This window comes from Pseudomonas sp. 21LCFQ02 (assembly GCF_024129895.2).
GTDB lineage: Bacteria > Pseudomonadota > Gammaproteobacteria > Pseudomonadales > Pseudomonadaceae > Aquipseudomonas.
On sequence record NZ_CM178749.1, the window covers coordinates 279,218 to 305,024 of the forward strand.

The 25,807-nt window shown below is 60.6% G+C and carries 23 protein-coding genes, 1 pseudogene and 1 riboswitch; of the genes and pseudogenes, 11 read left to right on the top strand and 13 right to left on the bottom strand.

Annotated features, from left to right (window positions below; genetic code table 11):
• Positions 1–527 precede the first annotated feature (527 nt).
• Positions 528–1,700 (top strand): glycosyltransferase family 4 protein, encoded by a 1,173-nt coding sequence (locus NJC40_RS01325; RefSeq protein WP_253140561.1) that lies wholly within the window; start codon positions 528–530, stop codon positions 1,698–1,700.
• A 24-nt stretch (positions 1,701–1,724) separates the two neighbouring features.
• Here the strand turns inward: NJC40_RS01325 and NJC40_RS01330 are convergent, their stop codons facing one another.
• Both NJC40_RS01330 and NJC40_RS01335 read right to left on the bottom strand, forming a co-directional pair.
• Entirely contained in the window at positions 1,725–2,207 is a 483-nt protein-coding gene (locus tag NJC40_RS01330) for a glutathione peroxidase (protein WP_045483081.1), read from the bottom strand.
• A gap of 110 nt (positions 2,208–2,317) precedes the next feature.
• Positions 2,318–2,803 carry an FKBP-type peptidyl-prolyl cis-trans isomerase gene (locus NJC40_RS01335; protein WP_045483084.1) on the bottom strand — a complete coding sequence of 162 codons (486 nt, stop codon included), beginning with the start codon at positions 2,801–2,803 and terminating at the stop codon, positions 2,318–2,320.
• On the opposite strand from NJC40_RS01335, the pseudogene NJC40_RS01340 reads away from it, so the two are divergent.
• The 3 genes and pseudogenes from NJC40_RS01340 (at position 2,772) to yihG (ending at position 6,283) form a co-directional block, all read left to right on the top strand.
• A pseudogene (locus NJC40_RS01340) lies at positions 2,772–3,123 on the top strand (DUF3565 domain-containing protein). The gene NJC40_RS01335 and the pseudogene NJC40_RS01340 sit on opposite strands and share 32 nt — an antisense overlap.
• Positions 3,124–3,213: 90 nt before the next feature.
• Positions 3,214–5,304 carry a phosphate acetyltransferase gene (pta, locus tag NJC40_RS01345; RefSeq protein WP_045483087.1) on the top strand — a complete coding sequence of 697 codons (2,091 nt, stop codon included), beginning with the start codon at positions 3,214–3,216 and terminating at the stop codon, positions 5,302–5,304.
• Positions 5,305–5,365: 61 nt separating this feature from the next.
• Positions 5,366–6,283 (top strand): 1-acylglycerol-3-phosphate O-acyltransferase, YihG family, encoded by a 918-nt coding sequence (gene yihG, locus NJC40_RS01350; RefSeq protein WP_253140562.1) that lies wholly within the window; start codon positions 5,366–5,368, stop codon positions 6,281–6,283.
• Positions 6,284–6,312: 29 nt separating this feature from the next.
• On the opposite strand, the gene NJC40_RS01355 is transcribed toward yihG, so the two are convergent.
• Positions 6,313–7,044, bottom strand: coding sequence for a YiaD family glycine zipper/OmpA-like lipoprotein (locus NJC40_RS01355; RefSeq protein WP_045483092.1), 732 nt, complete (start codon positions 7,042–7,044; stop codon positions 6,313–6,315).
• 453 nt (positions 7,045–7,497) lie between these two features.
• On the opposite strand from NJC40_RS01355, the gene NJC40_RS01360 reads away from it, so the two are divergent.
• Entirely contained in the window at positions 7,498–8,676 is a 1,179-nt protein-coding gene (locus tag NJC40_RS01360) for an HD-GYP domain-containing protein (RefSeq protein WP_253111751.1), read from the top strand.
• Here NJC40_RS01360 and NJC40_RS01365 read toward each other — a convergent pair.
• From NJC40_RS01365 to NJC40_RS01385, 5 genes are all read right to left on the bottom strand, one after another.
• The gene (locus NJC40_RS01365; RefSeq protein ID WP_253140563.1) at positions 8,669–11,353 is read right to left on the bottom strand and encodes a winged helix-turn-helix domain-containing protein; all 2,685 of its coding nucleotides are present in this window, start codon (positions 11,351–11,353) and stop codon (positions 8,669–8,671) included. The genes NJC40_RS01360 and NJC40_RS01365 overlap by 8 nt on opposite strands.
• Positions 11,354–11,549: 196 nt before the next feature.
• Entirely contained in the window at positions 11,550–12,908 is a 1,359-nt protein-coding gene (locus NJC40_RS01370) for a DUF1329 domain-containing protein (protein ID WP_045483101.1), read from the bottom strand.
• A gap of 25 nt (positions 12,909–12,933) precedes the next feature.
• The gene (locus NJC40_RS01375) at positions 12,934–14,871 is read right to left on the bottom strand and encodes a DUF1302 domain-containing protein (RefSeq protein WP_045483104.1); all 1,938 of its coding nucleotides are present in this window, start codon (positions 14,869–14,871) and stop codon (positions 12,934–12,936) included.
• A 343-nt stretch (positions 14,872–15,214) separates the two neighbouring features.
• Positions 15,215–16,897, bottom strand: a complete 1,683-nt coding sequence (locus tag NJC40_RS01380; RefSeq protein ID WP_253140564.1) for a fatty acid--CoA ligase — start codon at positions 16,895–16,897, stop codon at positions 15,215–15,217.
• A 105-nt stretch (positions 16,898–17,002) separates the two neighbouring features.
• Positions 17,003–17,632: a LysE family transporter gene (locus tag NJC40_RS01385; RefSeq protein ID WP_253140565.1), complete on the bottom strand. Its 630-nt coding sequence runs from the start codon at positions 17,630–17,632 to the stop codon at positions 17,003–17,005.
• Between the two features lie 101 nt (positions 17,633–17,733).
• On the opposite strand from NJC40_RS01385, the gene NJC40_RS01390 reads away from it, so the two are divergent.
• From NJC40_RS01390 to NJC40_RS01400, 3 genes are all read left to right on the top strand, one after another.
• Positions 17,734–18,699 (top strand): 2-hydroxyacid dehydrogenase, encoded by a 966-nt coding sequence (locus NJC40_RS01390; RefSeq protein ID WP_253140566.1) that lies wholly within the window; start codon positions 17,734–17,736, stop codon positions 18,697–18,699.
• Between the two features lie 222 nt (positions 18,700–18,921).
• A complete protein-coding gene (locus NJC40_RS01395) occupies positions 18,922–19,920 on the top strand; it encodes a methyltransferase (RefSeq protein ID WP_253140567.1) in 999 nt (332 codons plus the stop codon).
• Positions 19,921–19,959: 39 nt separating this feature from the next.
• A riboswitch (yybP-ykoY riboswitch) is annotated at positions 19,960–20,081 on the top strand.
• 86 nt (positions 20,082–20,167) lie between these two features.
• Positions 20,168–20,752: a TMEM165/GDT1 family protein gene (locus tag NJC40_RS01400; protein ID WP_045483111.1), complete on the top strand. Its 585-nt coding sequence runs from the start codon at positions 20,168–20,170 to the stop codon at positions 20,750–20,752.
• Positions 20,753–20,755: 3 nt separating this feature from the next.
• On the opposite strand, the gene NJC40_RS01405 is transcribed toward NJC40_RS01400, so the two are convergent.
• Entirely contained in the window at positions 20,756–21,574 is an 819-nt protein-coding gene (locus NJC40_RS01405; protein WP_253111743.1) for a M48 family metallopeptidase, read from the bottom strand.
• 291 nt (positions 21,575–21,865) lie between these two features.
• On the opposite strand from NJC40_RS01405, the gene NJC40_RS01410 reads away from it, so the two are divergent.
• Positions 21,866–22,318 (top strand): methyl-accepting chemotaxis protein, encoded by a 453-nt coding sequence (locus NJC40_RS01410; protein ID WP_045483114.1) that lies wholly within the window; start codon positions 21,866–21,868, stop codon positions 22,316–22,318.
• A gap of 3 nt (positions 22,319–22,321) precedes the next feature.
• Here the strand turns inward: NJC40_RS01410 and NJC40_RS01415 are convergent, their stop codons facing one another.
• The 3 genes from NJC40_RS01415 to NJC40_RS01425 are packed head-to-tail and all read right to left on the bottom strand — an operon-like array spanning position 22,322 to position 23,391.
• Positions 22,322–22,945: an SOS response-associated peptidase gene (locus NJC40_RS01415; RefSeq protein ID WP_045483116.1), complete on the bottom strand. Its 624-nt coding sequence runs from the start codon at positions 22,943–22,945 to the stop codon at positions 22,322–22,324.
• Between the two features lie 3 nt (positions 22,946–22,948).
• Positions 22,949–23,209, bottom strand: coding sequence for a putative signal transducing protein (locus tag NJC40_RS01420; protein ID WP_045493784.1), 261 nt, complete (start codon positions 23,207–23,209; stop codon positions 22,949–22,951).
• Positions 23,209–23,391, bottom strand: a complete 183-nt coding sequence (locus tag NJC40_RS01425) for a CPXCG motif-containing cysteine-rich protein (protein ID WP_045483118.1) — start codon at positions 23,389–23,391, stop codon at positions 23,209–23,211. Before NJC40_RS01425 ends, NJC40_RS01420 begins: the two co-directional genes overlap by 1 nt.
• 138 nt (positions 23,392–23,529) lie before the next feature.
• Here NJC40_RS01425 and NJC40_RS01430 point away from each other — a divergent pair, with 138 nt between their 5' ends.
• Together NJC40_RS01430 and NJC40_RS01435 are read left to right on the top strand one after the other, a co-directional pair.
• Positions 23,530–24,699, top strand: coding sequence for a 1-acyl-sn-glycerol-3-phosphate acyltransferase (locus NJC40_RS01430; RefSeq protein WP_253140568.1), 1,170 nt, complete (start codon positions 23,530–23,532; stop codon positions 24,697–24,699).
• A 148-nt stretch (positions 24,700–24,847) separates the two neighbouring features.
• Positions 24,848–25,069, top strand: coding sequence for a hypothetical protein (locus NJC40_RS01435; RefSeq protein ID WP_045483122.1), 222 nt, complete (start codon positions 24,848–24,850; stop codon positions 25,067–25,069).
• A gap of 69 nt (positions 25,070–25,138) precedes the next feature.
• Here the strand turns inward: NJC40_RS01435 and NJC40_RS01440 are convergent, their stop codons facing one another.
• On the bottom strand, positions 25,139–25,720 hold the full coding sequence (locus tag NJC40_RS01440; protein ID WP_253140569.1) for a YajG family lipoprotein: 582 nt from the start codon (positions 25,718–25,720) through the stop codon (positions 25,139–25,141).
• Positions 25,721–25,807: the final 87 nt, after the last annotated feature.

Sequence of the window (25,807 nt, forward strand, 5' to 3'; positions counted from 1 at the left end):
TTTGACGCACATCGCAAGAGGATCTTTTCCATGTTCTTTTCCACAACCGCCGGTTCTGACCGCCTCATTCACGCCCACTCAATTCTGAAACACTATAAGTTGAAGGGCGCAACCTTGAGGGACAATGACCGACGAGCAATCAAGGCAGCAGAATGAACTCATGAAAGGCACGCCTGCCATCAGAACTCTGGAAAAAACCTGAACTTCAACAATGTGCTGTCTCAACGATATCCGTGACATGGCCAATTGGTGAATAATGGGGCTCTGGGTGTTGCCAGAGCTCCACACTTTTTAATCAAGCCAATTATTCGATAATACAACGCTATTCAGAATAGCTTTCACGCCCCCAAAACCCCTAACTGAAACTCACAGAAACGTCCTACAACATCTTCAGCGCTTGAAAAGTTTTATGTAGTCCTGATGCCGTCTTCAAGAAATTTGACGGGCGCATACCTCTCACCCTGCCCGTCATAAAACCACCACAAAAACCTCACACAAACGCAACCGCTCAGGTCAACACTGAGGTAATGAGCACATTCCTGCATGTCACCCTGGTCACCGAAACCTATGCTCCCGAAATCAATGGCGTGGCCAATACCCTCGGGCGGCTGTGTGATGGTTTGCGTCTGCGCGGTCACAAGGTCGAACTGATCCGGCCCCGTCAGGGTCACGAGCCGGCACCTGCCGAGCCTGATGAGCTGATGCTCTGCCGTGGCTGGCCGATTCCGGGTTATCCGGGGCTGCAATGGGGCCAGGCCTCGATGCACAAGCTGTTACGCCGTTGGCAGCGCAAACGGCCAGACGTGCTGTACATCGCCACCGAGGGTCCTTTGGGGCTGTCTGCATTGCGCGCGGCAAGGCGGCTGGGTATCGCGGTGGTCAGCGGTTTCCACACCAACTTTGCGCAATACACCCAACAGTACGGCATGAGCTTCATTACCCGGGCGCTGACGCATTACCTGCGCTGGTTCCACAACCGTTCGCACTTCACCCTGGCCCCCAGCGTCAGCCAGCGCCTGGAGTTGCAACGCCGTGGCTTCGAGCGGGTCGAGCTATTGTCGCGTGGCGTGGACAGCCAATTGTTCAACCCGTCGCGGCGCTCGGCCGCCTTGCGCGCCGAATGGGGTCTTGAAGAAGATGCAATCGCTGTGCTGCATGTCGGCCGGCTGGCAGCGGAGAAAAACCTCGGTTTGCTCAAAACCTGCTTTGAGGCGCTGCGCCAGAATTATCCACAGCACACGCTGCGCCTGGTGATCGTCGGTGATGGCCCGCAGCGTCAGTGGCTGCAACGCGAACTGCCTGAGGCCATTTTCTGTGGGGCGCAACGCGGAGAAGCGCTGGCCGAGCATTTCGCTTGCGGCGACATGTTTCTGTTTCCCAGCCTGACCGAGACGTTTGGCAATGTGGTGCTTGAGGCGCTGGCGTCAGGACTGGCGGTGGTGGCTTATGACGAAGCGGCAGCCGGTCAGCACATTCGTCATGGACATAACGGTGCGCTGGCCATGCCGGGCGACGAGGATGCTTTCGTCGATGCCGCCTGCTGGCTGCTCGAAGACAGTGAAACCCTGCGCCGGGTGCGGCTTAACGCCAGGCAGCACGCCAGCCGCCAGGGCTGGAACAGCATCATTGATCAGTTCGAAGGGCAGTTGTTGAATGCCTGCGCGCAAGACAGTGCAGTGCCGGTAAAGCCCGTGCCTTGAGGGCGCGGGCCATTGAGCGCGGACTCAGGCCAGGGCCTTCTCGATCGCCTGAATGACAGCCTGATCATCCGGCGCAGTGCGCGGCGAAAACCGCGCGACCACCGCGCCTTTGCCATTGACCAGAAATTTCTCGAAATTCCAGGTGATGTCACCGGGAAACTCCGCTCCTTCGCCGGCCAGCAGACGGTACAGCGAATGACGATGCGCGCCGTTGACCTCAAGCTTCTCACCCAGCGGGAAGGTCACGCCGTAATTGAGCTGGCAGAACGACTGGATCTCGGCGTGGGTGCCTGGCTCCTGCCCGGCGAACTGGTTGCACGGCAGGCCCAACACGCTGAAGCCTTGGTCTTTATAGTGCTGATAGAGCGTTTCAAGCGCTGCGTACTGAGGTGTCAGGCCACATTTGGAGGCCACGTTGACCACCAGTACCACCTTGTCCTTGAACGGCGCCAGAGGCAGAGCCTGCCCGTCGAGCCCGGTCAGGGTGATGTCGTGAAAAGCACTCATGGATGGAACCCCCCTTCAAGCCATACCCGCAAAAAAGGGCGGCCCGCAGGCTGCACAACGCGCAGAACTGCCGGGACGCCCTTGCGGTTATCTGAGCTTAGCAGCCCATATCAGTGGTGATGGCCACCTTCGCCATGAATATGGCCGTGGGCCAGTTCTTCCTGGCTGGCATCACGAATATTGATGACCTTGACCTTGAAGTTCAGGCGCTGACCGGCCAGCGGGTGGTTGCCGTCGACCGTCACGTCGTCGCCGTCCAGATCACGGATGGTGACGATCTGCATGCTGCCGTCCGGGCCGGAAGCGTGGAACTGCATGCCAACTTCCAGTTGGTCGACACCTTCGAACATGCTGCGGCTCAGGGTGCTGATCAGCTCGGCAGAGAACTCGCCGTAAGCGTCTTCAGGCTCGATGGAGACGCTCAGCTCGTCGCCTACATCTTTGCCTTCCAGCGCTTTTTCCAGGCCTGGAATGATGTTGCCGGCACCGTGCAGGTAGACCAGCGGCGCGCCGCCGGACGAGCTGTCGATGACCTCACCAGCGTCGTTGGTCAGGGTATAGTCGATGGAGACAGCCTTTTGGGCAGCGATAGGCATGAGTGCAAGACCTTTGCTTGATATGGATGAACGCCCAAGTCTAACCAAGCCATGCCCTGAAAGCTAACGCAACACCGACAGGAGGGTTTATGAACACGACACCGGTACTGACAATCCTGACCGGCTGGCGCCAGGATGAAGAAGGTAACTGGGTCGCGATCCTGGCTTGTGGCCATACCCAACACATGCGCCATCAGCCGCCATGGCAATCGCGTGCCTGGGTGCTGGACCCGCAGTTGCGCGCTGAAAAAATCGGTGAGCCGTTTGCTTGCGGATGGTGCGCACGCCCCCCCGATGACGATAGTCTTGGCTCCAGTTAGAGCGCTGCGACAGACAGCGTCGGTATTTTCGGGATCATCCGGCAGCCATAAGTGCCGGGGCCCCTTGCACTGCTCAATTCGGAAGCCCCCATGCAGACTTTTTTCATTGCGCCCACGGACTTCGGCGTGGGACTGACCTCCATCAGCCTGGGTCTGGTCCGGACCCTGGAACACGCCGGGCTCAAAGTCGGGTTCTTCAAGCCCATCGCCCAGCCACACCCTGGCGATACCGGCCCGGAACGCTCCACCGAACTGGTCGCCCGTACTCACGGCCTCAAGCCGCCCACTCCACTGGCGCTGTCGTATGTCGAGCGCATGCTGGGCGACGGCCAGCTCGATGAGCTGCTCGAAGAAATCATCCGCCTGTATCAACAGGCCGCAGTCGGCAAGGATGTACTGATCGTCGAGGGCATGGTCCCGACCCGGCATGCCAGCTACGCCGCGCGGGTCAATCTGCATCTGGCCAAAAGCCTGGATGCCGAGGTGATCCTGGTATCGGCACCGGAAAACGAAGTGCTGACCGAACTGTCCGGCCGGGTTGAATTGCAGGCTCAGATGTTTGGCGGCCCGAAAGACCCGAAGGTTTTAGGCGTGATTCTCAACAAGGTGCGCACCGAAGAAAGCATGGAGGCTTTCGCTGCCCGCTTGAAAGAGCACTCGCCCTTGCTGCGCAGCGGCGACTTTCGCTTGCTTGGCTGCATTCCGTATCAAGCCGACCTGAATGCACCGCGCACCCGCGATGTGGCTGAACTGCTCGGCGCCGAGGTGCTCAATGCCGGCGATTATGAGCAGCGGCGCATGGCCAAGATCATCATTTGCGCACGCACCGTGGTCAACACGGTGCACCTGCTTAAACCCGGTGTGCTGGTGGTCACCCCTGGCGACCGCGACGACATCATCCTGGCCGTCAGCCTGGCCACCATGAACGGCGTACCGCTGGCCGGCATGCTGCTGACCAGCGATATCGTGCCCGACCCACGCATCATGGAACTGTGCCGTGGCGCGCTGCAGGCTGGCCTGCCAGTGCTGTCGGTGAGCACCGGCACCTACGACACCGCCAACCGGCTGAACCAGCTCAACAAGGAAATTCCTGTCGATGACCGGGAGCGGGCCGAGATCATCACCGATTTCGTGGCCGGCCATCTGGACGCCGAATGGCTGCATCAGCGCTGCGGCACGCCACGGGAACTGCGTCTGTCGCCGGCGGTATTCCGTTATCAGTTGATCCAGCGCGCCCAGGCCAGCAACAAGCGCATCGTATTGCCTGAAGGCAGCGAGCCGCTGATCATCCAGGCGGCGGCCATCTGCCAGGCTCGCGGCATTGCGCGCTGCGTGTTGCTGGCAAGGCCCGCTGAAGTCCAGGCCGTGGCCAAGGCGCAAGGTATCGAGCTGCCAGCGGGGCTGGAAATCATTGATCCGGACCTGATTCGCCAGCGTTATGTCGAGCCGATGGTCGAGCTGCGCAAGAGCAAGAGCCTCAATGCACCGATGGCCGAGCAGCAACTGGAAGATCCGGTGGTGATCGGCACCATGATGCTGGCCCTCGATGAAGTCGACGGCCTGGTCTCGGGTCTGGTGCACTCCACCGCCAACACCATTCGCCCGGCCCTGCAACTGGTCAAGACCGCACCGGGCTGCAGCCTGGTGTCTTCGGTATTTTTCATGTTGTTCCCCGACCAGGTGCTGGTCTATGGCGACTGCATCATGAACCCGCACCCCAGTGCCCAGGCGCTGGCTGAAATCGCCCTGCAAAGCGCCGACTCGGCGCAAACCTTTGGCATTGCGCCACGGGTGGCGATGATCAGCTACTCCAGCGGCCACGCGGATAACGATGAAGAAGTGGCAAAGGTCCGCGAAGCCACGCAATTGGCCCGTGAGGCGCGCCGTGGCCTGCTGATCGACGGCCCGTTGCAGTACGACGCAGCGGCCAACGAAAACGACGCCCGGCAACTGGCGCCCAATAGCCAGGTGGCAGGGCGCGCCACGGTGTTTGTGTTTCCCGATCTCAACACCGGTAACACCACCTACAAGGCCTTACAACGCAGTGCTGACTGCGTGACGCTGGGGCCGATGCTGCAAGGCCTGCGCAAGCCGGTCAATGACCTGCCGCGTGGTGCCCAGGTCGATGATATTGTGCACACCATAGCCCTGACCGCCATTCAGGCCGACACATTGTCCTGATACACCGAGTGATGCCGGAACGGTCCGGCATCATCTTCAATACCCGGAGTTGTTCACTACCATGGCTTTCCTGCCTGCCCCTTTGCGTGGCGTTGTTGACGCGCTGCTGTTGGCGCTCAACACGCTGGCCTGCTGTATTCCGCTGTTTGTGGTGACCGTGTTCAAGCTCTGCCTGCCGTTCGCCGCTGCCCAGCGCCTGAGTAACAGGCTCATGAATCTGATCCAGGAAAGCTGGATCGCCAACAACAACGCCTGGATTCGCCTGCTGACCGGCACCCGCTGGCACCTGAGCGGCCTGGAAGGTCTGGATTACCAGCATTCCTATCTGGTGACCAGCAATCACCAGAGCTGGGTCGACATCATGGTGCTGCAATTCGTGCTCAATAAACGCATTCGGCCGTTGAAGTTCTTTCTCAAGCAAGAGCTGATCTGGGTGCCGGTGATCGGTCTTGCCTGGTGGGCACTGGGCTTTCCGTTCATGAAGCGCTATTCCAAGGCTTACCTGGCCAAACACCCTGAAAAGCGCGGCAAAGACCTGGAAACCACGCGACGCACCTGCGCAAAGTTTCGCGACAACCCGGTGAGCATTTTCAACTTCGCCGAAGGCACCCGCTTTACCCCGGCCAAACACGCCGAACAGCAGTCACCGTTTCGTCACCTACTAAAACCCAAGGCTGGCGGTATCGCCTTTGTGCTCGATGCGATGGGCGAACAACTTGAGTCGATCGTCAACGTGACCCTCTATTACCCCAATGGTCAACCTGGCTACTGGGACCTGCTGTGCGGGCGGGTCGGTCAGGTGGTCGCGCATTTCGATGAGGTGCCTATCCCGGCCGGGTTCATCGGCAAAAGCTACGATCAGGATCAAGCCTACCGCCAGGCCTTCCAGCAGTGGATCAATGCCTTGTGGGAAGAGAAAGACCGGCTGCTGGATCAACTGGCAATCGAGCACCCCGCCACAGGCCGTCAGCGCCGATAAGTCACTCGGCGCTGGGCAGGCTGCAGCAATTACTGCTGATACTGATCGTACTGCTGGCCCGGAATCGGCTTGAGATTGACCTCGACCCGGCGGTTCTGGGCACGGCCATTGGCATCGGCATTGCTGGCAATCGGTGAGTCAGGGCCGGCACCGCGCACCGACAAGTGCGTCGGATCGACCCCTTGGGAAGTCAGGTAAGTCGCCACGCTCTGCGCGCGCTGCTGGGACAGGTCCATGTTGTGCTGGCGGCTGCCGGTGCTGTCGGTGTAACCGATGATCTCGATATTGTTCTGGTTGAACTGCTTGAGTGAGCCCGCCAGGTTATTGAGCGGCGAATAGAAGCTGCTGGCGATGGCCGCCGAATCGGTGGCGAAGGTAATGTTGCCAGGCATGATCAGCTTGATCTGGTCACCCTGACGCTGCACTTCAACCCCGGTATTGGCCATCCGCGCGCGCAGCGCAGCTTCCTGACGGTCTGCGTAGTAGCCGTAGCCGGCCGAAGCGGCACCGACCACCGCCGCGCCGATCAGCGCCCCCTTGCCACGGTTGTTATGGTCAATGGCAGCACCCGCCACAGCGCCTGCGAGGGCGCCGAGCCCGCCATACTTGGCGGTACGGCTCATACCCTGTTGCTCCTGGTTGCCGTAACCGCCTTGATTGCCGCCATAACCTCCCTGGTTATCGTAGGGGTTGGGCGAGGCGCAGCCGGCCAGCAGGGCAACGGCAGTGGCGGCAATAATCAGTCGGGGCGTGATCAACATTCAATGAGCTCCTGATTTTTTACATTTCTTTGTACTGCAACGAACGCTTATTGCCGATTTAGAACGCAAAAGGTGCGGAAAATTCCTGGCCGAACGGCATCATTCGAGGTTGGCCAGGCGGCACTGACGGCACATTGATTGAAGCAAAAACGGCCACCCAAAAGACCTTGTAAAAAAAATTTAAGCCAGCCTCTGACGCCATTAAACCAGCACGTTACAACAAGCTGATTTATCTAAGAAAATCAAATACAGCAAGGCGTTGACGCCTGAACATTGTCATACAAACTCATTAATTGCTCCGTATACTGGCATAACGCGACCATCGGATTTTATGGTCTTGAGAACAGGGCAGATGTGAGGTTGCCAACCGCACGCGCCTCTCTTGCTTTACACCATTTTCTGAACGACCCGGCACGGACCGCTGCATCCACCTCCTAGAAAGGGTGACCAGCCATGCTAAGAAAAATACTGGTATCCGACCTCGCCCTGGGCATGCATATCCACGAATTCTGCCGGCCCAGAACCAACGATCCGTTCTGGATCGGACAGGTCGAGGCTGTGCTGCGTGATATCGAAGTTCTCGAACGCATCAAGCGTTCTGACACGCTGGAAGTGTGGATTGACACCTGCCGCGGCAAAGCCCCTGACACTTGCTCGCCTGCGCAGAATGCGGATGTCGCACCGGTCAGCCTCGATAAAGAGCTGCTGCGCGCCAGATTGATTTGCGGACGTGCGAAAAACGCCGTCATGTCCATGTTTGCCGAAGCCAAGATGGGCCACGCACTCAATACCGACGATATCGAACTGCTGATCGAGGAGATTTCCGGCTCGGTCATGCGCAACCCGCATGCGCTGATCAGCCTGTCGCGCCTGAAAAACTCCGATGAATATACCTACATGCATTCGGTGGCGGTCTGCGCCCTGATGGTCGCACTGGCCAGGCGCATGGACCTGCCCGAAGACCAGGTGCGTGACGCCGGGGTTGCCGGTCTGATGCATGACGTGGGCAAGATGATGATGAACCCGGACATTCTCAACAAGCCCGGACAACTGACCCGCGAAGAGTTCGAGGCGATGAAATCGCACCCGGAAGCCGGGCTGAAAATCCTTGAAGGCAGTTGCCAGGTTACCCGTGCAGTGATGGACGTCTGCCTGCATCATCACGAGAAATTCGACGGCAGCGGCTATCCCCATGGCCTGGTGGGTGAAGAGATCAGCTTGTTCGCCAGAATGGGCGCGGTGTGTGATGTCTACGACGCCATAACCTCTGACCGGCCCTACAAGAAAGCCTGGGGAGCCGCCCGGGCGATCCGTGAAATGGCCACCTGGAAAGGCCATTTCGACGACAAGATCTTCCAGCACTTCGTCAAGACCGTGGGCATCTACCCGGTGGGCGCGCTGGTGCGCCTGGAAAGCGGGCGGCTGGCAGTGGTCATGGAGCAATCCGAACAGTCGCTGCTGACCCCCAAGGTCAAGGTGATCATGTCGGCGCGCACCGGCAAGCCGCTGGAGCACCGCATCGTGCACCTGGGCAAGAGCCAGGAAGCCGACAGCATCATCAAGTTCGAATGCCCCCATGAATGGGGGATCGAGAAATTCAACGAGTTGTGGGCCGGGGCGCCGCTCAACTAAGCAACCCCAACGCCTTGGCCCGGGCCACCGCCTGAGTACGTCGTTCGACACCGAGCTTGCCGTTGATATGGCTGGCGTGGCTCTTGACCGTGTGCAACGAGATGAACAACCGCTCGCTGATCTGCTGATTGGAAAAACCCTGGGCGATCAACTGTAGAACACCCAGCTCACGTGCACTGAGGCTCTCGCCCGACAGCGTTGCGCATTGCGGGTTATCCCCGCCAGGCAGGTGCTCCAGCAGCGTGTCACGGACCTCGCTGACCGCCACCTTGTGCAATTGCTGACGTAACCACGCCGCGTGCCGCTCGATCAAGGGCTGAAACGCCAGTAGCCCGCCACGTTCACTGATTGCCAAACTGCGAGCCAGCAACGGCGTGGCACATTCCTGTCGCCCCTGATCAAGCAGCACCGCCATGCGTCTGGTCAGGGTATTGAGCACCAGCCACTGGGCGTCGATGTCCGCCGCACGTTGCTCGAGCGCCTGCAAGGCGCTCAGGGCAGTCTCCCCATTGGCCAGTTCAGCACGCTGCAGCTCGACCTGTAGCGGCAATTGCGGCTGACATTCAGGCGCGGCCAGCGACAGCCCGGCACTGTAGGTCTGGCTCAGGCGTAACAACCACGGGCCGGCCAGGCCTATGCGTCCCTGGCCCTGCCACAGCTCGCATTTGACCAGGGTTATCATTGCCAGATAGTGCACCGGCGGCACGCCCCAGCCATGCATCAGACGCTCGACCTCGGCCAGTTCGGCGAACGCCTCGGCCTGGCGCCTGGCGCGTCCCAGCAGCGAAGCCAGGGTGCAATAGCCGGTCAATACACTGATGTCCCGGCAATCACGGGCTTCGGCCAAGCCGCTGCGCAAGGTCTCGAAGGCCTCATCGGTCCGCAGGCACAGACTCAGCAGATAGCCATGGTAAAGAGTCAAGCGGGCACGAATGGGATAACGTCGCGCAGGGTCCAGTTTGTTGAGCAACTGCAATCCGGTGCGCACCTGTTCCAGGGCGCGGAAAATCTCGCCACGGGCCTGTAGAACCTGCGCACGGTCATGACAGGCCAAGGCTTCGAACAACGGGTTGGCGAGCCGCTGCGCCAGCTCCAGCGCATCGCGACTCAAGGCCCGGGCACGCAGCAGGTCACCGTCGGTGATCGCCAGGTTGACCAGCGTCGACAGACACACCAGACGTTGCCCATAGCGTCTCTCTGGCAAGCTGAGCAAGGCTTCGCTGCAATAACGCCGCGCCGTATCGGCATCGCCCCTGCCCCGGGCAATAATGCCGCTCAGCGCCAGCCATTGGGCGAGCATTGATTGTTGCGCCGTGGCCGAAGGCGCCGGCAGAAAACGCGCCAGATGGCTGGCCAGTTCTTCGGCAGCATCAGGCTGGCAGGCCAGCCCCAATGCCCAGGCATACAGCACGATCAGGCGCGGCGTGCTGGCCAGCAGGCTGTCGGGCAAGTCCATTTTCCAGCGCAACAACATGACCACGTTCTGTTCGGCCAGCAGCTTTTCTTCAGCCAGGTGCTGCGCCAGGCTGGCTGCAGTATCGGCATCGCCGGCCAGCAGTGCCTGTTCAACCGCCTCGTCGAGCATGCCGTGTTCATGGAACCAGCGGCAGGCATTGAGATGCAGGCGCGTGGCGGCCTCCGGGCGGCGGCTGCGCAAAAAATCAGCAAACAGATGGTGGTAACGCAACCACTGCCCCTGCTCATCCAGCGGTATCAGGAAAACCTGGTGAAGTTGCAGGTAATCGAGCATCGCGGCGCTGTCATCACGATCACGCAGGGCGTCACACAGCCCGCTGCAGAAACGCTCCAGACAGGCCGTGTCATACAGAAATGCCTGCACCTGCTCTGGCAGGTAGTCGATGACTTCCTCAAGCAGGTATTCGCTGACCAGCGCCTCACTGTCTTGTGCGGCATGCCCCTGAGTGGCCAGCAACCAGAAACGCAGCCCCGCTACCCAGCCTTCGTTGCGTTCGATCAATCGCTGCCGGGCCGGGCCATCGGCAACCAGAGCATGGCGCGCCAGCAAGGCCTGCGCTTCACCGCAGGTCAGGCGCAGATCCTGTTCGTTGAGTTCCAGAATATGCCGCGCCAGGCGCAGCCGAGACAGCTGCCAGTCCGGACGCAGGCGGCTGGTGACCAGCAACACCAGCCCGCCTGGCAGATGATCAAGGAGCATTTGCAAACAGCGATCCAGCACCGGCCCCTGAACCAGGTGATAGTCGTCCAGCACCAGCAGCAGCGGCCGGCTCAGCACCAGGTGCATGGCCAGTTCGTCGAGCAAGGCATCGAGCCAGGCTTCCAGCGCCTGTGGCTCCTGGGCGTTGCGCAACCTCAGCGAGGCCAGCGGCTGGCCACCGAGCTGCGGAAAAAAGCCCTGCAGCGCACATAGCAGCCGCTCCATGAAGCGTCCGGGCTCTGCATCTCGTCTACCCAGTCCCAGCCAGGCACTTTGCCATGGTGCCGGCAATGATTCGCAGAACTCCACTGCCAGCGAACTCTTGCCGAACCCGGCGGGCGCGCCGACCAGGATCAGCCGCCCGGACAACCCTTGGCGCAGCCGCTCGCACAGACGCGGGCGCGGCACATGGTCTTCGGATAACGGGGGACGAAAGAAACGCCGCTCCAGCGTATGGGTGGCGTGATCGACGAATCCTTGCATGCGGGACAGATCAGTCATGGCCGGCTCTTGTAATTGTCTTGGCAAGACATTTATTCGGCATCGCAGATGTCCGCAGCCTAACGGCTGCTTGAGCGCTTTTGAAGGACATACCCTAAAGATTCGTAACAAAATTCCTACAAGGATTAAAAAACGTCTGCGCCGCCAATGAAAAAGCCCCCTGACGGGGGCTTGATCACAGCGAACGTTCAGATGCTCAGCGCACACCGTCCTGACGCAGGGCGCCAGAGCTGAATTCGCTGGCGCTGGCCTCGAAGCCGAACTCGTAGGCGCGACGCTCTTCGTTCTTCATGCCCAGCGCCATATAACGGCCGGACTGCAGATCGTACAGGGTTTCGATCACGTACCACGGCACTTGCTTGTCGTAGTAGTTGACGGCATGAGCCTCGGCCACCCGCCACAACTGACCACGACCGTCGTAGTGGTCGATGACCGCAGCCTGCCAGGTGTCTTCATCAATGAAGAAGTCACGTTTGGCATAGATATGCCGCTGGCCGGATTTCAGGGTTGCCGTGACATGCCAGACCCGACGCAGCTCATAGCGGGCCAGGTCCTGATTGATGTGCCCGGCCTTGATGACGTCGTCGTACTTGAGCGAGGTGTCATCGAGCTTGTGACTGTTGGCGGCGATGTACATCTCCTGCTTGCCTACCAGCTTCCAGTCGTAGCGGTCCGGCGCACCGTTATACATGTCCAGGTTGTCCGAGGTCCGGGTGCCATCGGCCGCAGTACCCGGACCATCGTAGGAAACCTCCGGCGCCCGGCGTACACGCCGCTGACCGGCGTTGTACACCCACGCCATGCGTGGTTCCTTGACCTGGTCGATGGTCTCGTGGACCAGCAGCACACCACCGGCCAGCCGCGCAGGCGCGGTGACCTGTTGCTTGAAGTAGAACAGGATGTTCTCGGAAATACCGGTGCCCTTCATCTGGTCACGGAACACGAACTGGTCACTGAACTTGACGATCGAGTAAGAGCCGTTGGGCTGCGGAGTGGCCTGAGTGACCTGACGTTTGACGGCACCACCGCGATAACGGGTGATGTGGTTCCAGATCACCTCGACGCCACTGGCCGGGATCGGAAACGGAATGGCGGTCTGGAAGTTCTCCAGACCGTTGCCGCCAGCGGTCAACTTCGCGTTGGTGGCATTGCGCTTGGCCGCAGCGGCGACTGAATCGGGCACCGTCGCGCCACGGTGGCCGGGGTAGACCACAATCTTGTAGCTCTGCGGATAGCGCTTGAACAGCGCGTACTGCCCCGGCGCGAGTTTTTCCTTGTACTGCTCGACATTGCTCGCGGTGATGGTGAACAGCGGCTTTTCACTGGCATAAGGGTTGGCCAGGAAACCCTTGCCATCGATGGCCCCGGCATTGGTCGGCATCGGGCTCCAGGCCGGGATGCTGTTGTCGGCATTACCGGCCTTTTCCCCGCCCAAGGGGGTCAGGCTGGTCCCCAGCTTGGCGGCTTCGGATTCCGATACCGCCGCCATTACCCCGGTCGCCAGCATCGACAGCCCCAGCACACTGGCTTGCAACAGACCTTTGGTCATTTTCATGTTCGTCGTCCTGAAATACCGATTCTTAGAAGTTCACACCAAAGCTCAGTGCCACAAAGTCGCGGTCGTCGACCGTGGTGTACTTGCCATCGAAGAAATTGGTGTAGGAAAGGCTCGCGGTGTAGGTGTTCTGGTATTCGGCATCCAGACCAAGGCTGACCGCCTTGCGACCTTCCTCGAAGTTGCCGCCAGGACCTGGCGAGTAGCCTTTGACGTCATGCGACCAGGCAACGCTGGGCCTGAGGTTGACCCCGGCGAAGACGTTGTTGTAGTCCCAGATCGCCCGGGCGCGGTAGCCCCACGAGTTGCTGGTCGTGAAGCCGTCGTTCTCGCAGTAACGGCTCAGGTTGTTTTGCGCAGCACCAGTCAGAGTACCCGAGTTGAGAATGCCGCACTGACCGCGTGGCAGCGGACCAGGCCCGTACACCGGGTCGCGGCCATAACGGATTTTCGAGGTGCTCTCCAGCCCGCCGACGTGGGTCCAGCCCACCTCGCCCACCACGGTCAGACGCTCGGCGCCCATTACCTGGTCGAAGAAGTGCGTGAAGGTGGTCTGCAGCTGGGTGATTTCCTTGCGCCGGTAACCCGGCTGGTCGGTGTTGGGCCGACCGGTCAGCACTGACACATCAGGGTTGAGCGGCGACAGCCCGGAATACAGGATGTCAGTGGTGTTGATCTGCACCGGCGCGTTGGGCCGGTAGCTGATTTCACCGCTCCACGCCGTGCCGGTAGGCAACGAGGTCGAGAAGCTCAAGCCATACAGGCGGATGTCTTCGGGGTACTCGACGTAGTAGCTGGAGTTGCCCGCCACCACCACAGGCAGCAGGGTCGGAGCCAGCGCCGTGGCGGTGGCCAGCGGAATACCGTTGCCCACCAGCGAGCCGACCAGGCCGGAGGCGCTGAAGGATGACGGCGCACCACCGCGACCGCTGAAGATCGGCGCACGGCTGTGGTAGTTCATCATGTAGGCACCGAACTCGGTGTTCAGTGGCTCGAAGTTGTAACGCACGGCAAAGCCGAACTGGCCGCTGTCGCGGGCATCGCGATCCGGACCGCGCCGCACGATGGCGCCTTCGTCGGGCGATCCGAACAGCACGCCCTGCTGGGCCAACGAGTTGAATATCGCGCCGCGGGCTGCTGCTGGCAGGCCCGATGCGGCCAGCCCGGCGTTCAGGCCATTACGGCTACGCAGCACTGCCAGGTTATTGTTACAGCCGTCGGCGATCACATCCGGCTGAGAGAAGAAGGTACCGCAGTTATCCACTACGGTCTGGTCCCACTCCAGCTGATAGAAGCCCTCGACGGACAGATTCTGGGTAATGCCCTGCGACAGGTAGAACATGTTGACCGGAATCAGGCCTTCCTTGACCTCGGAACCGGGCCGGCGGAACGCCGAAACGTCGATCGGGTTCACGCTGTTGATGCCGCCACCAATGAAGGTACTTTCACCCCAGCTGACCACCTGCTTACCGAACCGCACCGTGCCAGGCTCATCGCCAATCGAGTAACGGTGGTAGATAAAGGCATCGAGCAACTGTGCGCCGGACGACTTGGCGCCTTCCTTGCGGTTGGAGTCGCTGATGTCCTTGAACTCGCGGCCTTCGTCCTTGAGTTCAAAGTCATACCAGTACTTGCCACGCACGAAGACCCCGGTGTCCCCGTATTTCAGCTCCAGGTCGTGGATACCTTTGAAGACCTTGGAAAAGGTCTCGCCGCGCTTGAAGTTCAGGTGGCCGTCGTCGGAAGTCTGGGACAGGCCACGCCCGCCGTTATTGGCACCGATCAGGTTCTTGTTGGGGCTGGCGGTCGACCAGCTTGCCCCCACCGAAAGCGAGGAGTCGAAGCTGCCTTCGATTTCGCCAATATTGAAACTGACACCGAACGCGGGGCCAGCGAGCGTAGAGGCGAGGCTGACCGCCAAAGGCAGTCTGGCCCTGCGCCAGAACGGGGTTGCTGTAGTCATCAACGCTACTCCATGTGCTTTTATTTTTATGGCAAGAGGGACTTCGAAAACGACTCGGTGCTCCAGACATATCCGAGTGGCAGCGCGTAGGTCTGGCGTGGGCTCCACCACGCCGTTGCGCTTTGATGCCAGATCCCCTGTGCCGACTATAGCCAGCCGTCTGTAATGCTTGATCACTCTAAAGTGTGATTTAGGGCATCAGACTCTCTGGCCCGCCCATTCCCGCCCGACAGCGTGACAGGCTTCGGGGAGAATGGCTGGTTTTGGCAATTTGGCAAGCCACGCGTGTGGCTGGCCAGACAGAATGCCTGCCGCCCTTGATACAGACGACAGGCATTCGACCTCAGAGTGTAGACAGCAAAACGCTATTACTGCTTTGCCATTCGACGATATCCAGACGCATACGTTTTTTGTCGAGTTTGCCAACGCTGGTCTTGGGGATTTCCGGCACCACGGCAATCTGCTGCGGAATCGCCCATTTGTTGATATGCCCCTGCTCAACGAACGGCGTAAGGTGCGCCTTGAGCAGCGCGGCATCGATAGGCTGCCCTTCATGGGCAACGATCAGGGCAAACGGACGCTCGCCCCATTGCGGGTCAGGAATGCCGACCACCGCCACTTCACGCACGGCGGCATGGCGACTGCAAAGGTCTTCAAGGGCCAGGGATGACAACCATTCGCCGCCGGTCTTGATCACATCCTTGATCCGGTCACGAATATCGATGAAGCCAAAGCCGTCGAGGGTGGCGACATCGCCGGTGTGCAACCACCCGCCGGCCCACAGCTCACGGCCCTTTTCCGGCTCACGGAAGTAATTCTCAGTCAGCCAAGGTGCGCGTAGCACCAGTTCACCTTGGGTCTGGCCATCAGCCAGCAGGAAATTGCCCTGTTCGTCGACGATTGCAGCCTCCACCAGCATGCCCGGCACACCGGCCTTGATCCGGAAGCGGATCTGCTCGTCATCACTGCTGGCCAGCAGCTCTTCATTCAAATGCGCCACGGAAATCAGCGGCCCGGTTTCCGACATGCCATAGGCGGCGGTCAGTTGTATGCCCTTGGCCTTGGCTGCCTGATACAGGCTACGGTTCAGCGAGCTGCCGCCGATGATGATCTTCCAGCCGCCAAAGTCCTTGTCCTTGGCCGACTTGGCATTGAGCAACATCTGCAGGATGGTCGGCACACAGTGTGAGAAGGTGACTTTCTCGGTTTCCCACAGCCGGACCAGAAACTCAGGGTCGTAACGTCCGGGATAGACCTGTTTGACCCCGAGCATGGTCGCGGCATAGGGCACGCCCCAGGCGTGCACATGGAACATCGGGGTGATGGGCATGTACACATCATTGGTGCCCAGCAGCCGCACACTGTCGATACTGCCCATGATCGCTGCCACGCCCATGGTGTGCAGCACCAGTTGCCGGTGGGTGAAATACACGCCCTTGGGGTTACCGGTGGTGCCGGTGGTGTAGAAGGTGGTGGCCACCGAATGCTCGTCGAAATCCGGGAAGTCGTACTCCGGGCTGGCCGCTGCCAGCAACGCTTCGTACTCGCCGACCAGGCCTGGCAGCTCGACGGGCTGATCCGGCGTGTCGGTCAGCAACAGGGTCTTCTCCACCGTGGTCAGATGCCCGGCAATCCCTTGATACAAGGCGGCGAATTCGCTGTTGACCAGCACGAGCCGGTCATCGGCGTGATTCATGGTGTAGACAATTTGCTCCGCGGACAGACGCACATTGATGGTATGCACCACCGCGCCGATCATCGGGATGGCGAACATGCACTCAAGATAACGATGGCTGTCCCAATCCATGACTGCCACGGTGTCGCCGGCCTTGACGCCGGCCTCGGTCAAGACATTGGCCAGGCGGCGCACGCGCTCATTGAGGGTCGGATAGGTGTAGCGGACCAGGTCGCGGTATACGATCTCGCGGGTTCTTTCATAGCGAGTGCCGGAAAGCAGCAGGCTTTTGATCAACAGAGGATATCGATAGGCGCCTTCAGCGGGCGCCAGAACGCGAGTCTGCAACATAAGAGTCCCTTTCCAGAGTTCACAGGCGAAGATCCAATATGGACGCTAGAGCGCTTGCTCGCCAGTGTGCATCAGTCAAAGGGACGATTTATCGACCAATACCCGTCATTGGCTCTGGGTGAACGCCAGCTTGACCCCAAGGGCCACGAGTACGCCCCCCATCGCACGATCAAACCAGTGCCCCATGCGCGCAAAGCCAGCGCGCACCCGCGCCTGACTGAACAGTCGCGCGACCATGACGAACCAGGCCGCGGTAGCAATCGCCAGATACACGCCGTAACCGCCCTGCACCGGCAGCGGCGTGTGCGGATCGATGACCACGGTGAACAGCGACAGGAAAAACAGCGTGGCCTTGGGGTTAAGGCCGTTGGTGACAAAGCCGCTGACGAAGGCGCCGCGTGCCGAACGTTGCACGGCACCGGCCGCCAATGGCTCGGCCGAGGCACTGGCCGGTCTGGCGCGCAAGGCCCTGATGCCGATGTACAGCAGGTAGGCCGCCGCCGCCCATTTCAGGGCATTGAACAGCACGATCGACTGAGACACGATGATGCCGATGCCCAGCAACGAATAGCCCACGTGGAGGAAAATCGCCGAACCGACGCCCAACGCGGCCCAGGTTCCAGCCTCGCGTCCATGGGCCACGCTCTCGCGCACCACGACGGCGAAATCCGGACCGGGACTGGCGACCGCCAGCAGATGAATCAGGGCAACGGTGAAAAACTCGGTCCAGTACATATAGCGCTCCAACGAACAAAACCGCCAGCGCCAGGCGCAGCGTGTGATAGAAAAGATTGGTAACACTACAACCCTCAACCCCGACACGGAAGGTACAGCTGATGAGTAATAACGGCAGAGCAGTTTTTCTCGACCACACTTCACTGGATCTGGGCGATCTGGACCTTGGTATCCTGCGCGACAGCTTTGCCGATCTGATCCTGCACGCCAGCACCACCCCTGACCAGGTGATCGAACGCCTGCAAGATGCACAGGTGGCGATTACCAATAAAGTGTTGATCGACGCAAAAACCTTTGCCGCCTGCCCACAGCTCAAACTGGTCCTGGTCGCCGCCACCGGCACCAACAACGTCGACCTGGCAGCGGCCCGTGAACACGGGGTGAGCGTATGCAACTGCCAAGGCTACGGCACGCCATCGGTGGCGCAGCACACCCTGCTGTTGCTGCTCGCTCTGGCGACACGTCTGCCGGATTACCAGAACGCTGTACAGCAAGGGGCGTGGCAGCAATCTTCGCAGTTCTGCCTGCTGGATTTCCCTATCATCGAACTGCAAGGCAAGACCCTCGGCCTGCTGGGCCACGGCGAACTGGGCGGTGCGGTGGCGCGCCTGGCCGAAGCCTTCGGCATGCGGGTACTGAGCGGCCAGTTGCCCGGCAGGCCGGCCCGTGCCGACCGCCTGCCATTGCATGAGCTGCTGCCGCAGGTCGATGCCCTGACCCTGCACTGCCCGCTCAACGAGCACACCCGGCATATGCTCGGCGCCCACGAACTGGGCCTGCTCAAGCCTCATGCACTGGTGGTCAACACGGCACGTGGCGGGCTGATTGATGAACAGGCGCTGGCCGATGCCTTGCGTAATGGCCACCTGGGCGGTGCGGCCACTGACGTGCTCAGCGTCGAGCCGCCGGTCAATGGCAACCCGTTGCTGGCAGGCGACATTCCGCGCCTGATCATCACCCCGCACAGCGCCTGGGGCGCCCGCGAAGCGCGGCAACGGATCGTTGAACAGATCGCCGAAAATGCCCGTGGGTTCTTTACCGGCGCACCGCTGCGGGTTGTCGCTTAACCTCAATACTGTTCATTTAAGTACTGTATGCCCCCGGTGGGAGCGACCTTGGTCGCGAAGAGGCCGGTAAAGACAATACATCTGCTGTGAATGTGCCGCCGTCTTCGCCAGCAAGCTGGCTCCCACAAAGGCATGCAGTGCTTATCTGAACAGTAGTGCGGCTAAAGCCGCTCCTACAGCGGCGGCGCTGTTAAACTGCGCCCTTTTTTCAGGAGTCAGGACATGGACCCGCGCAGTGAGGTGATTCTTCGCCAGACCGAGTTGTTTCAGGGCAATCTGCTGCTGGCCGGGCTGCCGGCCGACGACTTGCTCGGCAAACTGCCGAATGCGCAGGGCTGGTGCTGGCATGCCGGTGACATGGCCGCGCTGGAGGGCCGCTTTGCCGGGCGCCTGCATTTCGGAGTCGAGCCGCCGGCAGCGGACTTCGATGCCGCCGTGGTGTTTCTGCCCAAGGCCCGGGACCTCAGCGACTACCTGCTCAACGCCCTGGCAGCACGCCTGAGCGGCAAGGATCTGTTCCTGATCGGCGAAAAACGCGGCGGGATCGAAGCCGCTGCCAAACAACTGCACCCACTGGGCAAACCGCGCAAGCTTGACAGTGCACGTCATTGCCAGCTCTGGCAGGTGACCCTTGAACATCCACCACAAGCCAAACCGCTGAACAGCCTGGCGAAGACCTTTGAAGTCGCTCTGGAGGACGGTGTGCTGAACGTTGTCAGCCTGCCGGGCGTATTCAGCCATGGCCGGCTCGACCGCGGCACCGCACTGCTGCTCAAGCATCTGGCTAACCTGCCAGAGGGCTCATTGCTGGACTTCGGCTGTGGCGCAGGCGTGCTCGGCGCTGCGGTCAAACGTCGCAACCCGGCCCTTGAAGTGGTCATGCTGGATGTCGACGCGTTTGCCACTGCCAGCTCCGCGCTGACCCTTGCCGCCAATGGCCTGCAGGCACAAATCATCACTGGCGACGGTATCGATGCCGCCCCGGACGGGCTCGATACTATCCTCAGTAACCCGCCGTTCCATACCGGCGTGCATACCGACTATAAAGCCTCGGAAAACTTGCTGAAAAAAGCCCGGTTACATCTGCGAAAAGGCGGTGAACTTCGGTTGGTCGCCAATAGTTTCCTGCGCTACCAACCTCTGATCGAGGAGCATGTCGGCGCCTGTGAAACCCTGGCCGAGGGCGATGGTTTTCGGATTTATCGCGCCAGACGCAACTGAAAATAAGCGCTTGCCCAAACCGTGCGAGCTAGGCAGAATCCGCTCCGTCCTAGGGGAGTAGTCTCCCGCGAGCCACCGGCTCGTCCGGCATGCATCAACATACTTGGCCCGCAGGCCATGGTGCGTGCGACCCGCAATCCGCGTCAGACGGAGCAGGGTTTGACAAGACCTATGACACGCACAACCTTACCCAGGGCGGGGAGGCTGTACGTGTCATTAGCCGTGTCGACCCGCCCCTGGAAACCTGATGCTGGAATCTCTTCTTATCCCCACCGCCATCGTGGCCCTCGCCGAAATAGGCGACAAAACGCAACTGTTGGCGCTGATCCTTGCCGCACGATTTCGCAAACCCTGGCCGATCATTGCCGGTATCGTCGCTGCGACCCTTGCCAACCATGCCGCAGCAGGTGCCGTAGGCGCCTGGGTCGGGCAGTTTTTCTCGGATGTCGTACTGCACTGGATCCTGGCTGCCAGCTTTGCCGCCACGGCGCTGTGGACCCTGGTACCAGACAAACTGGACGATGACGAAACCAGTACCGCGCGCAAGTTCGGCCCGTTCATGACCACCCTGATTGCCTTCTTCATCGCCGAAATCGGCGACAAGACCCAGATCGCCACGGTGATGCTCGCGGCCCAGTACAGCTACCTGTGGCTGGTGATTCTGGGCACCACCCTCGGCATGTTGATCGCCAACGTGCCGGTGGTGCTGGCCGGTAATTTCGCCGCCGAGAAACTTCCCCTGACCCTGATTCGTCGCCTGGCAGCCAGCGCCTTTCTGGTCATGGCGCTGGTTGCGGTGTACAAGGCGATGCAGATCAGCGGCTGGCTATAGTACTCAGGACTTCTTCGCTTGCTCATAAAGCGGCATGACCTTGGGAATTGCCGCCTGCAGCGAGGCAATGCGGTTCTGCGAGGCCGGGTGGGTACTCATGAATTCCGGCGTCGAACCGCCGGCCTTCTGGGTCATTTTCTGCCACAGCGTGATCGCCGCGTTGGGGTTGTAACCGGCGCGGGCCGACAATTCCAGGCCCAACAGGTCGGCTTCATTTTCGTTGCTGCGGCTGTTGGGCAGGGTCAGGCTGTAATTGACCACGGTATCGGCCAGCGCCAGGCTGTCCTGGCCCAACCCCAGCAACGCGCCAGCGCCCTGTTTGGCCATCGCCACACCATAGGCCTTGGACATCGCCTCGCGGCCATGTTCACGTAGGGCATGGGCGATTTCATGGCCCATCACGGCTGCGATCTCATCGTCAGTGAGGTTAAGGTTCTCGATCAGCCCGGTATAGAAAATGATCTTGCCGCCCGGTCCGCAGTTGGCATTGAGTTCGTCGCTTTTGATCAGATTCACTTCCCACTGCCACTGCGCCGAATCGGCACGCAACTTCGGCGCCTGGGCGATCAGCCGGTCAGCGATGGCATGCACGCGCTTGGCATTGCTGCTGGTGGTATCCAGCACGCCCTTGCTTGAGGCCTCACCGACCGTCTGCTGATAAGACTGGGCATACATGTTGTTGACCTCTTCGGTCGACAGCATGCTGAACATGTACTGCTTGCGCTCTACCCCTACCGAGTCACCGGTGGTGGTGTTAACTGCCTGGCAGCCGCCCAGCAGTACGGCAGCGCCAAGGGCGCAAATGGCAAAAGACTGACGCATCACGTAACTCTCCTTACAGGCTTGGCGGTCATCCTAGGCCGTACAGAGCTTGTGCGCCAGCGCTCCGCCAATCGCCCCTTGGTCCGCAAAAAACGCCCGATAGTTCCCTGGCCTGTAACAGACTTGCTGGATCATGCTGCCAGGGTTCGTCGTCGGCCAGGCTTCATGATTTTCCGGCAGCGGGCGATAGTACTAAGAGGGTGTTTACAAAATAGGCGAACGCCGTATTGCCGAGTGCAGCCATTTTGTGGACACCCGCTAAAGAACGGGGCTGTTCGGTCTGGAGTTGCCATGAAGCGCAAGTCGATCCGGTTTTCCATCGCGTCACTGACAGGCACACTGACGCTAGGCATAGCGGCGTTGCCCGGTAGCAGCCTGGTCGGGCTGCTGCCCGGTGTGGCAGGGTTGCTGCTGATCTGGCTGGCCGCCAGCAGGGTCGCGCGCCGCCCACAGCAACAAGCCGACCGCCATGAGGGCATCGCTGATGCCATGAACCTGATACAGCGCCTGCCACACACAGACGTCAATGCTGACGCCCTTCGCCCCCGGATGCGCAACCTTGCCGACCAGGCCAACCTGCTGGCCCTCAACAGCGCCATCCACGCCGCAACGCGGCAGGTACAAGGCCGGGATGTTACCCAAACGCCCGGTCGCACGCGCCCGGTGGTGCCGCGTCAGGACGACACCGACCCGATCCGCCTGGCAGAGCAGCAACGGCGGTTGATCAATCAGTTCAAGGTCTGAAAGCTAGAGAGGCGTGAGGCACTGCGGCCCATTCAGGGCCGGATCATTGATCAGATTGGCCAGCGGCCGCTCGCGCAGTTGCGTCTGCCGCGCAGCCAGCAGGCCTTGCAAGACGTGCTCCGGGGTCTTCGGGTCGAGCCAGGCGCGCTGACCGTCTTCGTCGAGTATCAGCGGCCGGCGCTGATCCATGGCCGGCTGAGTGACCACCGCAACGCTCAGCCACTCCTGCTCCTGCACCGGGTAGCGCTCCCAGATGGCTGCAAAAAACAGCGAAGAGCCTTCGGCGGGCGTCAGCCAGAAGGGCTGCTTGCGGGCATTGCCGCGCCATTCATAGAAGCCGTTGGCCGGCAGCAGGCAGCGCCGCTGAGAAAACGCCTCACGAAACATCGGCTGCTCGGCCACGGTTTCGGCGCGGGCATGGGCCGGGGTGCGGCTCAAATCGGTCAGCCAGGCCGGCGTCAGCCCCCAGCGCGCGCGCGCCAGGGTAGGAGCGCCCTGTTCATCGGCACGCAGCATCAAGACCCATTGCGTCGGGGAGATGTTCCACTGTGGCTGCTGATCGGATGGAAACCCCGGTATGGCGGCAAAGTCACGATTCCAGCGAAACAGGGCATAGCGTCCACACATAGTTCAGCACACCAGTACATCAGGAAAACTGTCGGGCTCGTCAGCGTCGACAGGCAAGGCGGCATTGTACGCATTGATCAGCTGCAGTGCCTGTTGCACCTGTTCATCGCAGACCACAATGCCCAGCAGGCCGCTGACCGGCAGATGCCCTGCCCCACCGAGCAGGTCACGGCCGGTCATATGCGCCTCGATGCCCTCGCTGGCCAGCATCGCCAATAGCAGCTCCCCTTCCAGCAAATGCTCAGGTTCGTAGATTCGCTGCATCATTCATTCTCGCTGCGCACATCCAGACTCCAGTGCTCACCATCAGTGCGCAGGTCGAAAACAATCGGCCGACAGCACACCTGGCAATCTTCTATGTACTGCTGATCACCACCAGAAAGATCCAGCAGCGTCTCGACCGGCTCGCCACAATAGGGGCAGTCATAACTCTGTAATTCCTGCATCAGGTCTGCTCCGTAAGATTTGCGTATAATCAGCGTCCGTTCGAAGGCTGATCCTTTTTTGAATCCGGATTTTGCTATCTGTTTATTTCAGACCAGCCTTTTCATACCTGTATCCGTTCCCACCCCCTACAAGAGAGCATGATGGGCGAATTTGATGCCATCCGACCTTATGACGACGCCGAGGTGCCTGCTGTACTGGCGCGTCTGCTTAGCGACAAGGCCTTCCTCGCGACCCTGACCAAGTTCCGCTTTCCGCGCCTGGCCAACACCTTCGGCTGGTTCCTGCAACCGGCCCTGGCCCGCAAACTGCGCAAGGAGTTCGCCGGCATCAATTCGGTGGCGACCCTGCAGGACAAGATCGAGGTGTACGTCGATCACACCATCGAGCGCGCCACCGACGGCGTGACCTACGCCGGCGTTGAACAGCTCAAGTCCGGCAGTGCCTATCTGTTTTTGGCCAACCACCGCGACATCGTGATGGACCCGGCCTTCGTCAACTATGCGGTGTATCACGCCGGCCTGCCCACGCCGCGCATCGCCATTGGCGACAACCTGCTGCAAAAGCCGTTCGTCAGCGACCTGATGCGCCTGAACAAAAGCTTCATCGTGCACCGCTCGATCAGCGGCCGCCGCGAAAAGATGGCTGCCTACCAGTTGCTGTCGGCCTATATCAACCATTCGATCACTCACGATACCCAGTCAATCTGGATCGCGCAGGCCGAAGGGCGGGCCAAGGACGGCGACGACCGTACCGAGTCGGCAATCCTCAAGATGTTCCACATGAGCCGCAAGGACGAGCCGTTCGGTGAGGTGATTCGCTCCTTGAATCTTAGCCCGGTATCGATCAGTTACGAGTACGACCCGTGCGACCAGGCCAAGGCCCGTGAGCTGTACATCCGTGCCACCACTGGCAGCTACGCCAAGACCCCGGGCGAAGACGACATCAGCATTGCCCTGGGCATTACCGGCTACAAAGGCCGGGTGCATGTGAACTTCGCGCCGCCGATCAGCGACCAGTTCGAAGACACCAAACAACTGGCCGCAGAAATCGACCGGCAGATTCTTACCGGTTACCGGCTGTTCCCGGTGCATTACCTGGCCTGGGCGCAGTGGTGCGAGCGCGACGCAAGCCTCAGCGTGCCGCAGGCTCATGAGCTGTTTGGCGCCGAAGAACTGGCCAAGGCCAAAGCTGAGTGGGAAACGCGCCTGGCAGGCTGCCCTGCCGAGCATCGCCCGTATCTGATCCAGCAATATGCGACTCCGGTGCGCAATCAGTACCGGATCAAGGCCGGTCTGGCCCTGCCTTGAGGCTCAATGGCAGCCGCCCGGAGGCTGCCATTTTCTGCTCCGCTGTCACCGGCTTGTCATCCAGCCACGCCATTGTATGGCCCTTCAAAAGGGAGCCTGGCACTTGCCAGGCATTTTGCAGGGAACGCCCGTACATTCTGGAGTCGACATGCTGCACGCCAACAATCAGGACCGTCTCTACCTCATCGCCCAAAGCGATGAGCAGCAGGAGCTTATCGACGGCCTGGCCTTCAATGTCCACGACCGCCGCTGGCTGGTCTATTGCGCTCTGGGCGGTCATCAACATCACGACCTGCCTGAGCAAGACCCGGACACCGGCCTGAGCTTTCTGGATTTTTCCGTGGCCACCGCAGCGGCGGTGAATCACTGATCAACGCAGCCGCAACGAAAAAGCCCGGCCTCTGATCGAGAGCCGGGCTTTTTTACATCGGCAACACGGTTACTGAGACAGCGTGCTACCGATGGTCGGGTCCTGGAACACCCGGGTCAGGGCATCGCTCAACACATCGCCAACCAGCTTGGTGTTGGTTTCCTGGTTCGGCGCCATGCCAAAACGCTGGTCCAGCGACGCTGCATAACGGCCGTTGTAGCTGCGGCCGTTGTTGCGCACGTCAGCGCGGAACGTCGAGCTGATGGTCGCCTCGGTTACATACATGCCTTCTTTGGGCGACTGGTAACGCAGGTCGGCCAGGGTCACGGTCAGTTGCGGGGCGTTACCGCCCTGGGTCGGAGTGAAGCCCAGCAGGCGGACGGCGGCTTCGGCCTGGGCCTGCAGTTTAGGCAGCAGGTCGGCGCCATTGACGGTGATGGAACTGGTTTCAGGGTACATGCCGCCGCGCGTGCCCAGGGTCTGGCTCTGACGCCCATCCACCACCCGTACCACGACCGGCTGGCCATGCCCCACCGGCGCCAATTGCGCGGTGATACGCGGCTGCGGGCTCAGTTGTTGCGGGCTGTGGGCACAACCGACCAGAGTCAAACTGCTTACAGCAAGCAGACTAAACAAAACGCGACGCAGCATGTTTATTTCTCCATGGGGGCCAGCAATCGATGCCGGGAGTATAGCGGCGCACCGCAACTGCCTGATAGCTGAAAATCCGACCACCGG

Bases quoted from the DNA above. Each gene is read 5' to 3' on its own strand.
- NJC40_RS01325 (WP_253140561.1), top strand. From the start codon at position 528: ATGAGCACATTCCTGCATGTCACCCTGGTCACCGAAACCTATGCTCCC.
- NJC40_RS01330 (WP_045483081.1), bottom strand. From the start codon at position 2,207: ATGAGTGCTTTTCACGACATCACCCTGACCGGGCTCGACGGGCAGGCT.
- NJC40_RS01335 (WP_045483084.1), bottom strand. From the start codon at position 2,803: ATGCCTATCGCTGCCCAAAAGGCTGTCTCCATCGACTATACCCTGACC.
- pta (WP_045483087.1), top strand. From the start codon at position 3,214: ATGCAGACTTTTTTCATTGCGCCCACGGACTTCGGCGTGGGACTGACC.
- yihG (WP_253140562.1), top strand. From the start codon at position 5,366: ATGGCTTTCCTGCCTGCCCCTTTGCGTGGCGTTGTTGACGCGCTGCTG.
- NJC40_RS01355 (WP_045483092.1), bottom strand. From the start codon at position 7,044: ATGTTGATCACGCCCCGACTGATTATTGCCGCCACTGCCGTTGCCCTG.
- NJC40_RS01360 (WP_253111751.1), top strand. From the start codon at position 7,498: ATGCTAAGAAAAATACTGGTATCCGACCTCGCCCTGGGCATGCATATC.
- NJC40_RS01365 (WP_253140563.1), bottom strand. From the start codon at position 11,353: ATGACTGATCTGTCCCGCATGCAAGGATTCGTCGATCACGCCACCCAT.
- NJC40_RS01370 (WP_045483101.1), bottom strand. From the start codon at position 12,908: ATGAAAATGACCAAAGGTCTGTTGCAAGCCAGTGTGCTGGGGCTGTCG.
- NJC40_RS01375 (WP_045483104.1), bottom strand. From the start codon at position 14,871: ATGACTACAGCAACCCCGTTCTGGCGCAGGGCCAGACTGCCTTTGGCG.
- NJC40_RS01380 (WP_253140564.1), bottom strand. From the start codon at position 16,897: ATGTTGCAGACTCGCGTTCTGGCGCCCGCTGAAGGCGCCTATCGATAT.
- NJC40_RS01385 (WP_253140565.1), bottom strand. From the start codon at position 17,632: ATGTACTGGACCGAGTTTTTCACCGTTGCCCTGATTCATCTGCTGGCG.
- NJC40_RS01390 (WP_253140566.1), top strand. From the start codon at position 17,734: ATGAGTAATAACGGCAGAGCAGTTTTTCTCGACCACACTTCACTGGAT.
- NJC40_RS01395 (WP_253140567.1), top strand. From the start codon at position 18,922: ATGGACCCGCGCAGTGAGGTGATTCTTCGCCAGACCGAGTTGTTTCAG.
- NJC40_RS01400 (WP_045483111.1), top strand. From the start codon at position 20,168: ATGCTGGAATCTCTTCTTATCCCCACCGCCATCGTGGCCCTCGCCGAA.
- NJC40_RS01405 (WP_253111743.1), bottom strand. From the start codon at position 21,574: ATGCGTCAGTCTTTTGCCATTTGCGCCCTTGGCGCTGCCGTACTGCTG.
- NJC40_RS01410 (WP_045483114.1), top strand. From the start codon at position 21,866: ATGAAGCGCAAGTCGATCCGGTTTTCCATCGCGTCACTGACAGGCACA.
- NJC40_RS01415 (WP_045483116.1), bottom strand. From the start codon at position 22,945: ATGTGTGGACGCTATGCCCTGTTTCGCTGGAATCGTGACTTTGCCGCC.
- NJC40_RS01420 (WP_045493784.1), bottom strand. From the start codon at position 23,209: ATGCAGCGAATCTACGAACCTGAGCATTTGCTGGAAGGGGAGCTGCTA.
- NJC40_RS01425 (WP_045483118.1), bottom strand. From the start codon at position 23,391: ATGCAGGAATTACAGAGTTATGACTGCCCCTATTGTGGCGAGCCGGTC.
- NJC40_RS01430 (WP_253140568.1), top strand. From the start codon at position 23,530: ATGATGGGCGAATTTGATGCCATCCGACCTTATGACGACGCCGAGGTG.
- NJC40_RS01435 (WP_045483122.1), top strand. From the start codon at position 24,848: ATGCTGCACGCCAACAATCAGGACCGTCTCTACCTCATCGCCCAAAGC.
- NJC40_RS01440 (WP_253140569.1), bottom strand. From the start codon at position 25,720: ATGCTGCGTCGCGTTTTGTTTAGTCTGCTTGCTGTAAGCAGTTTGACT.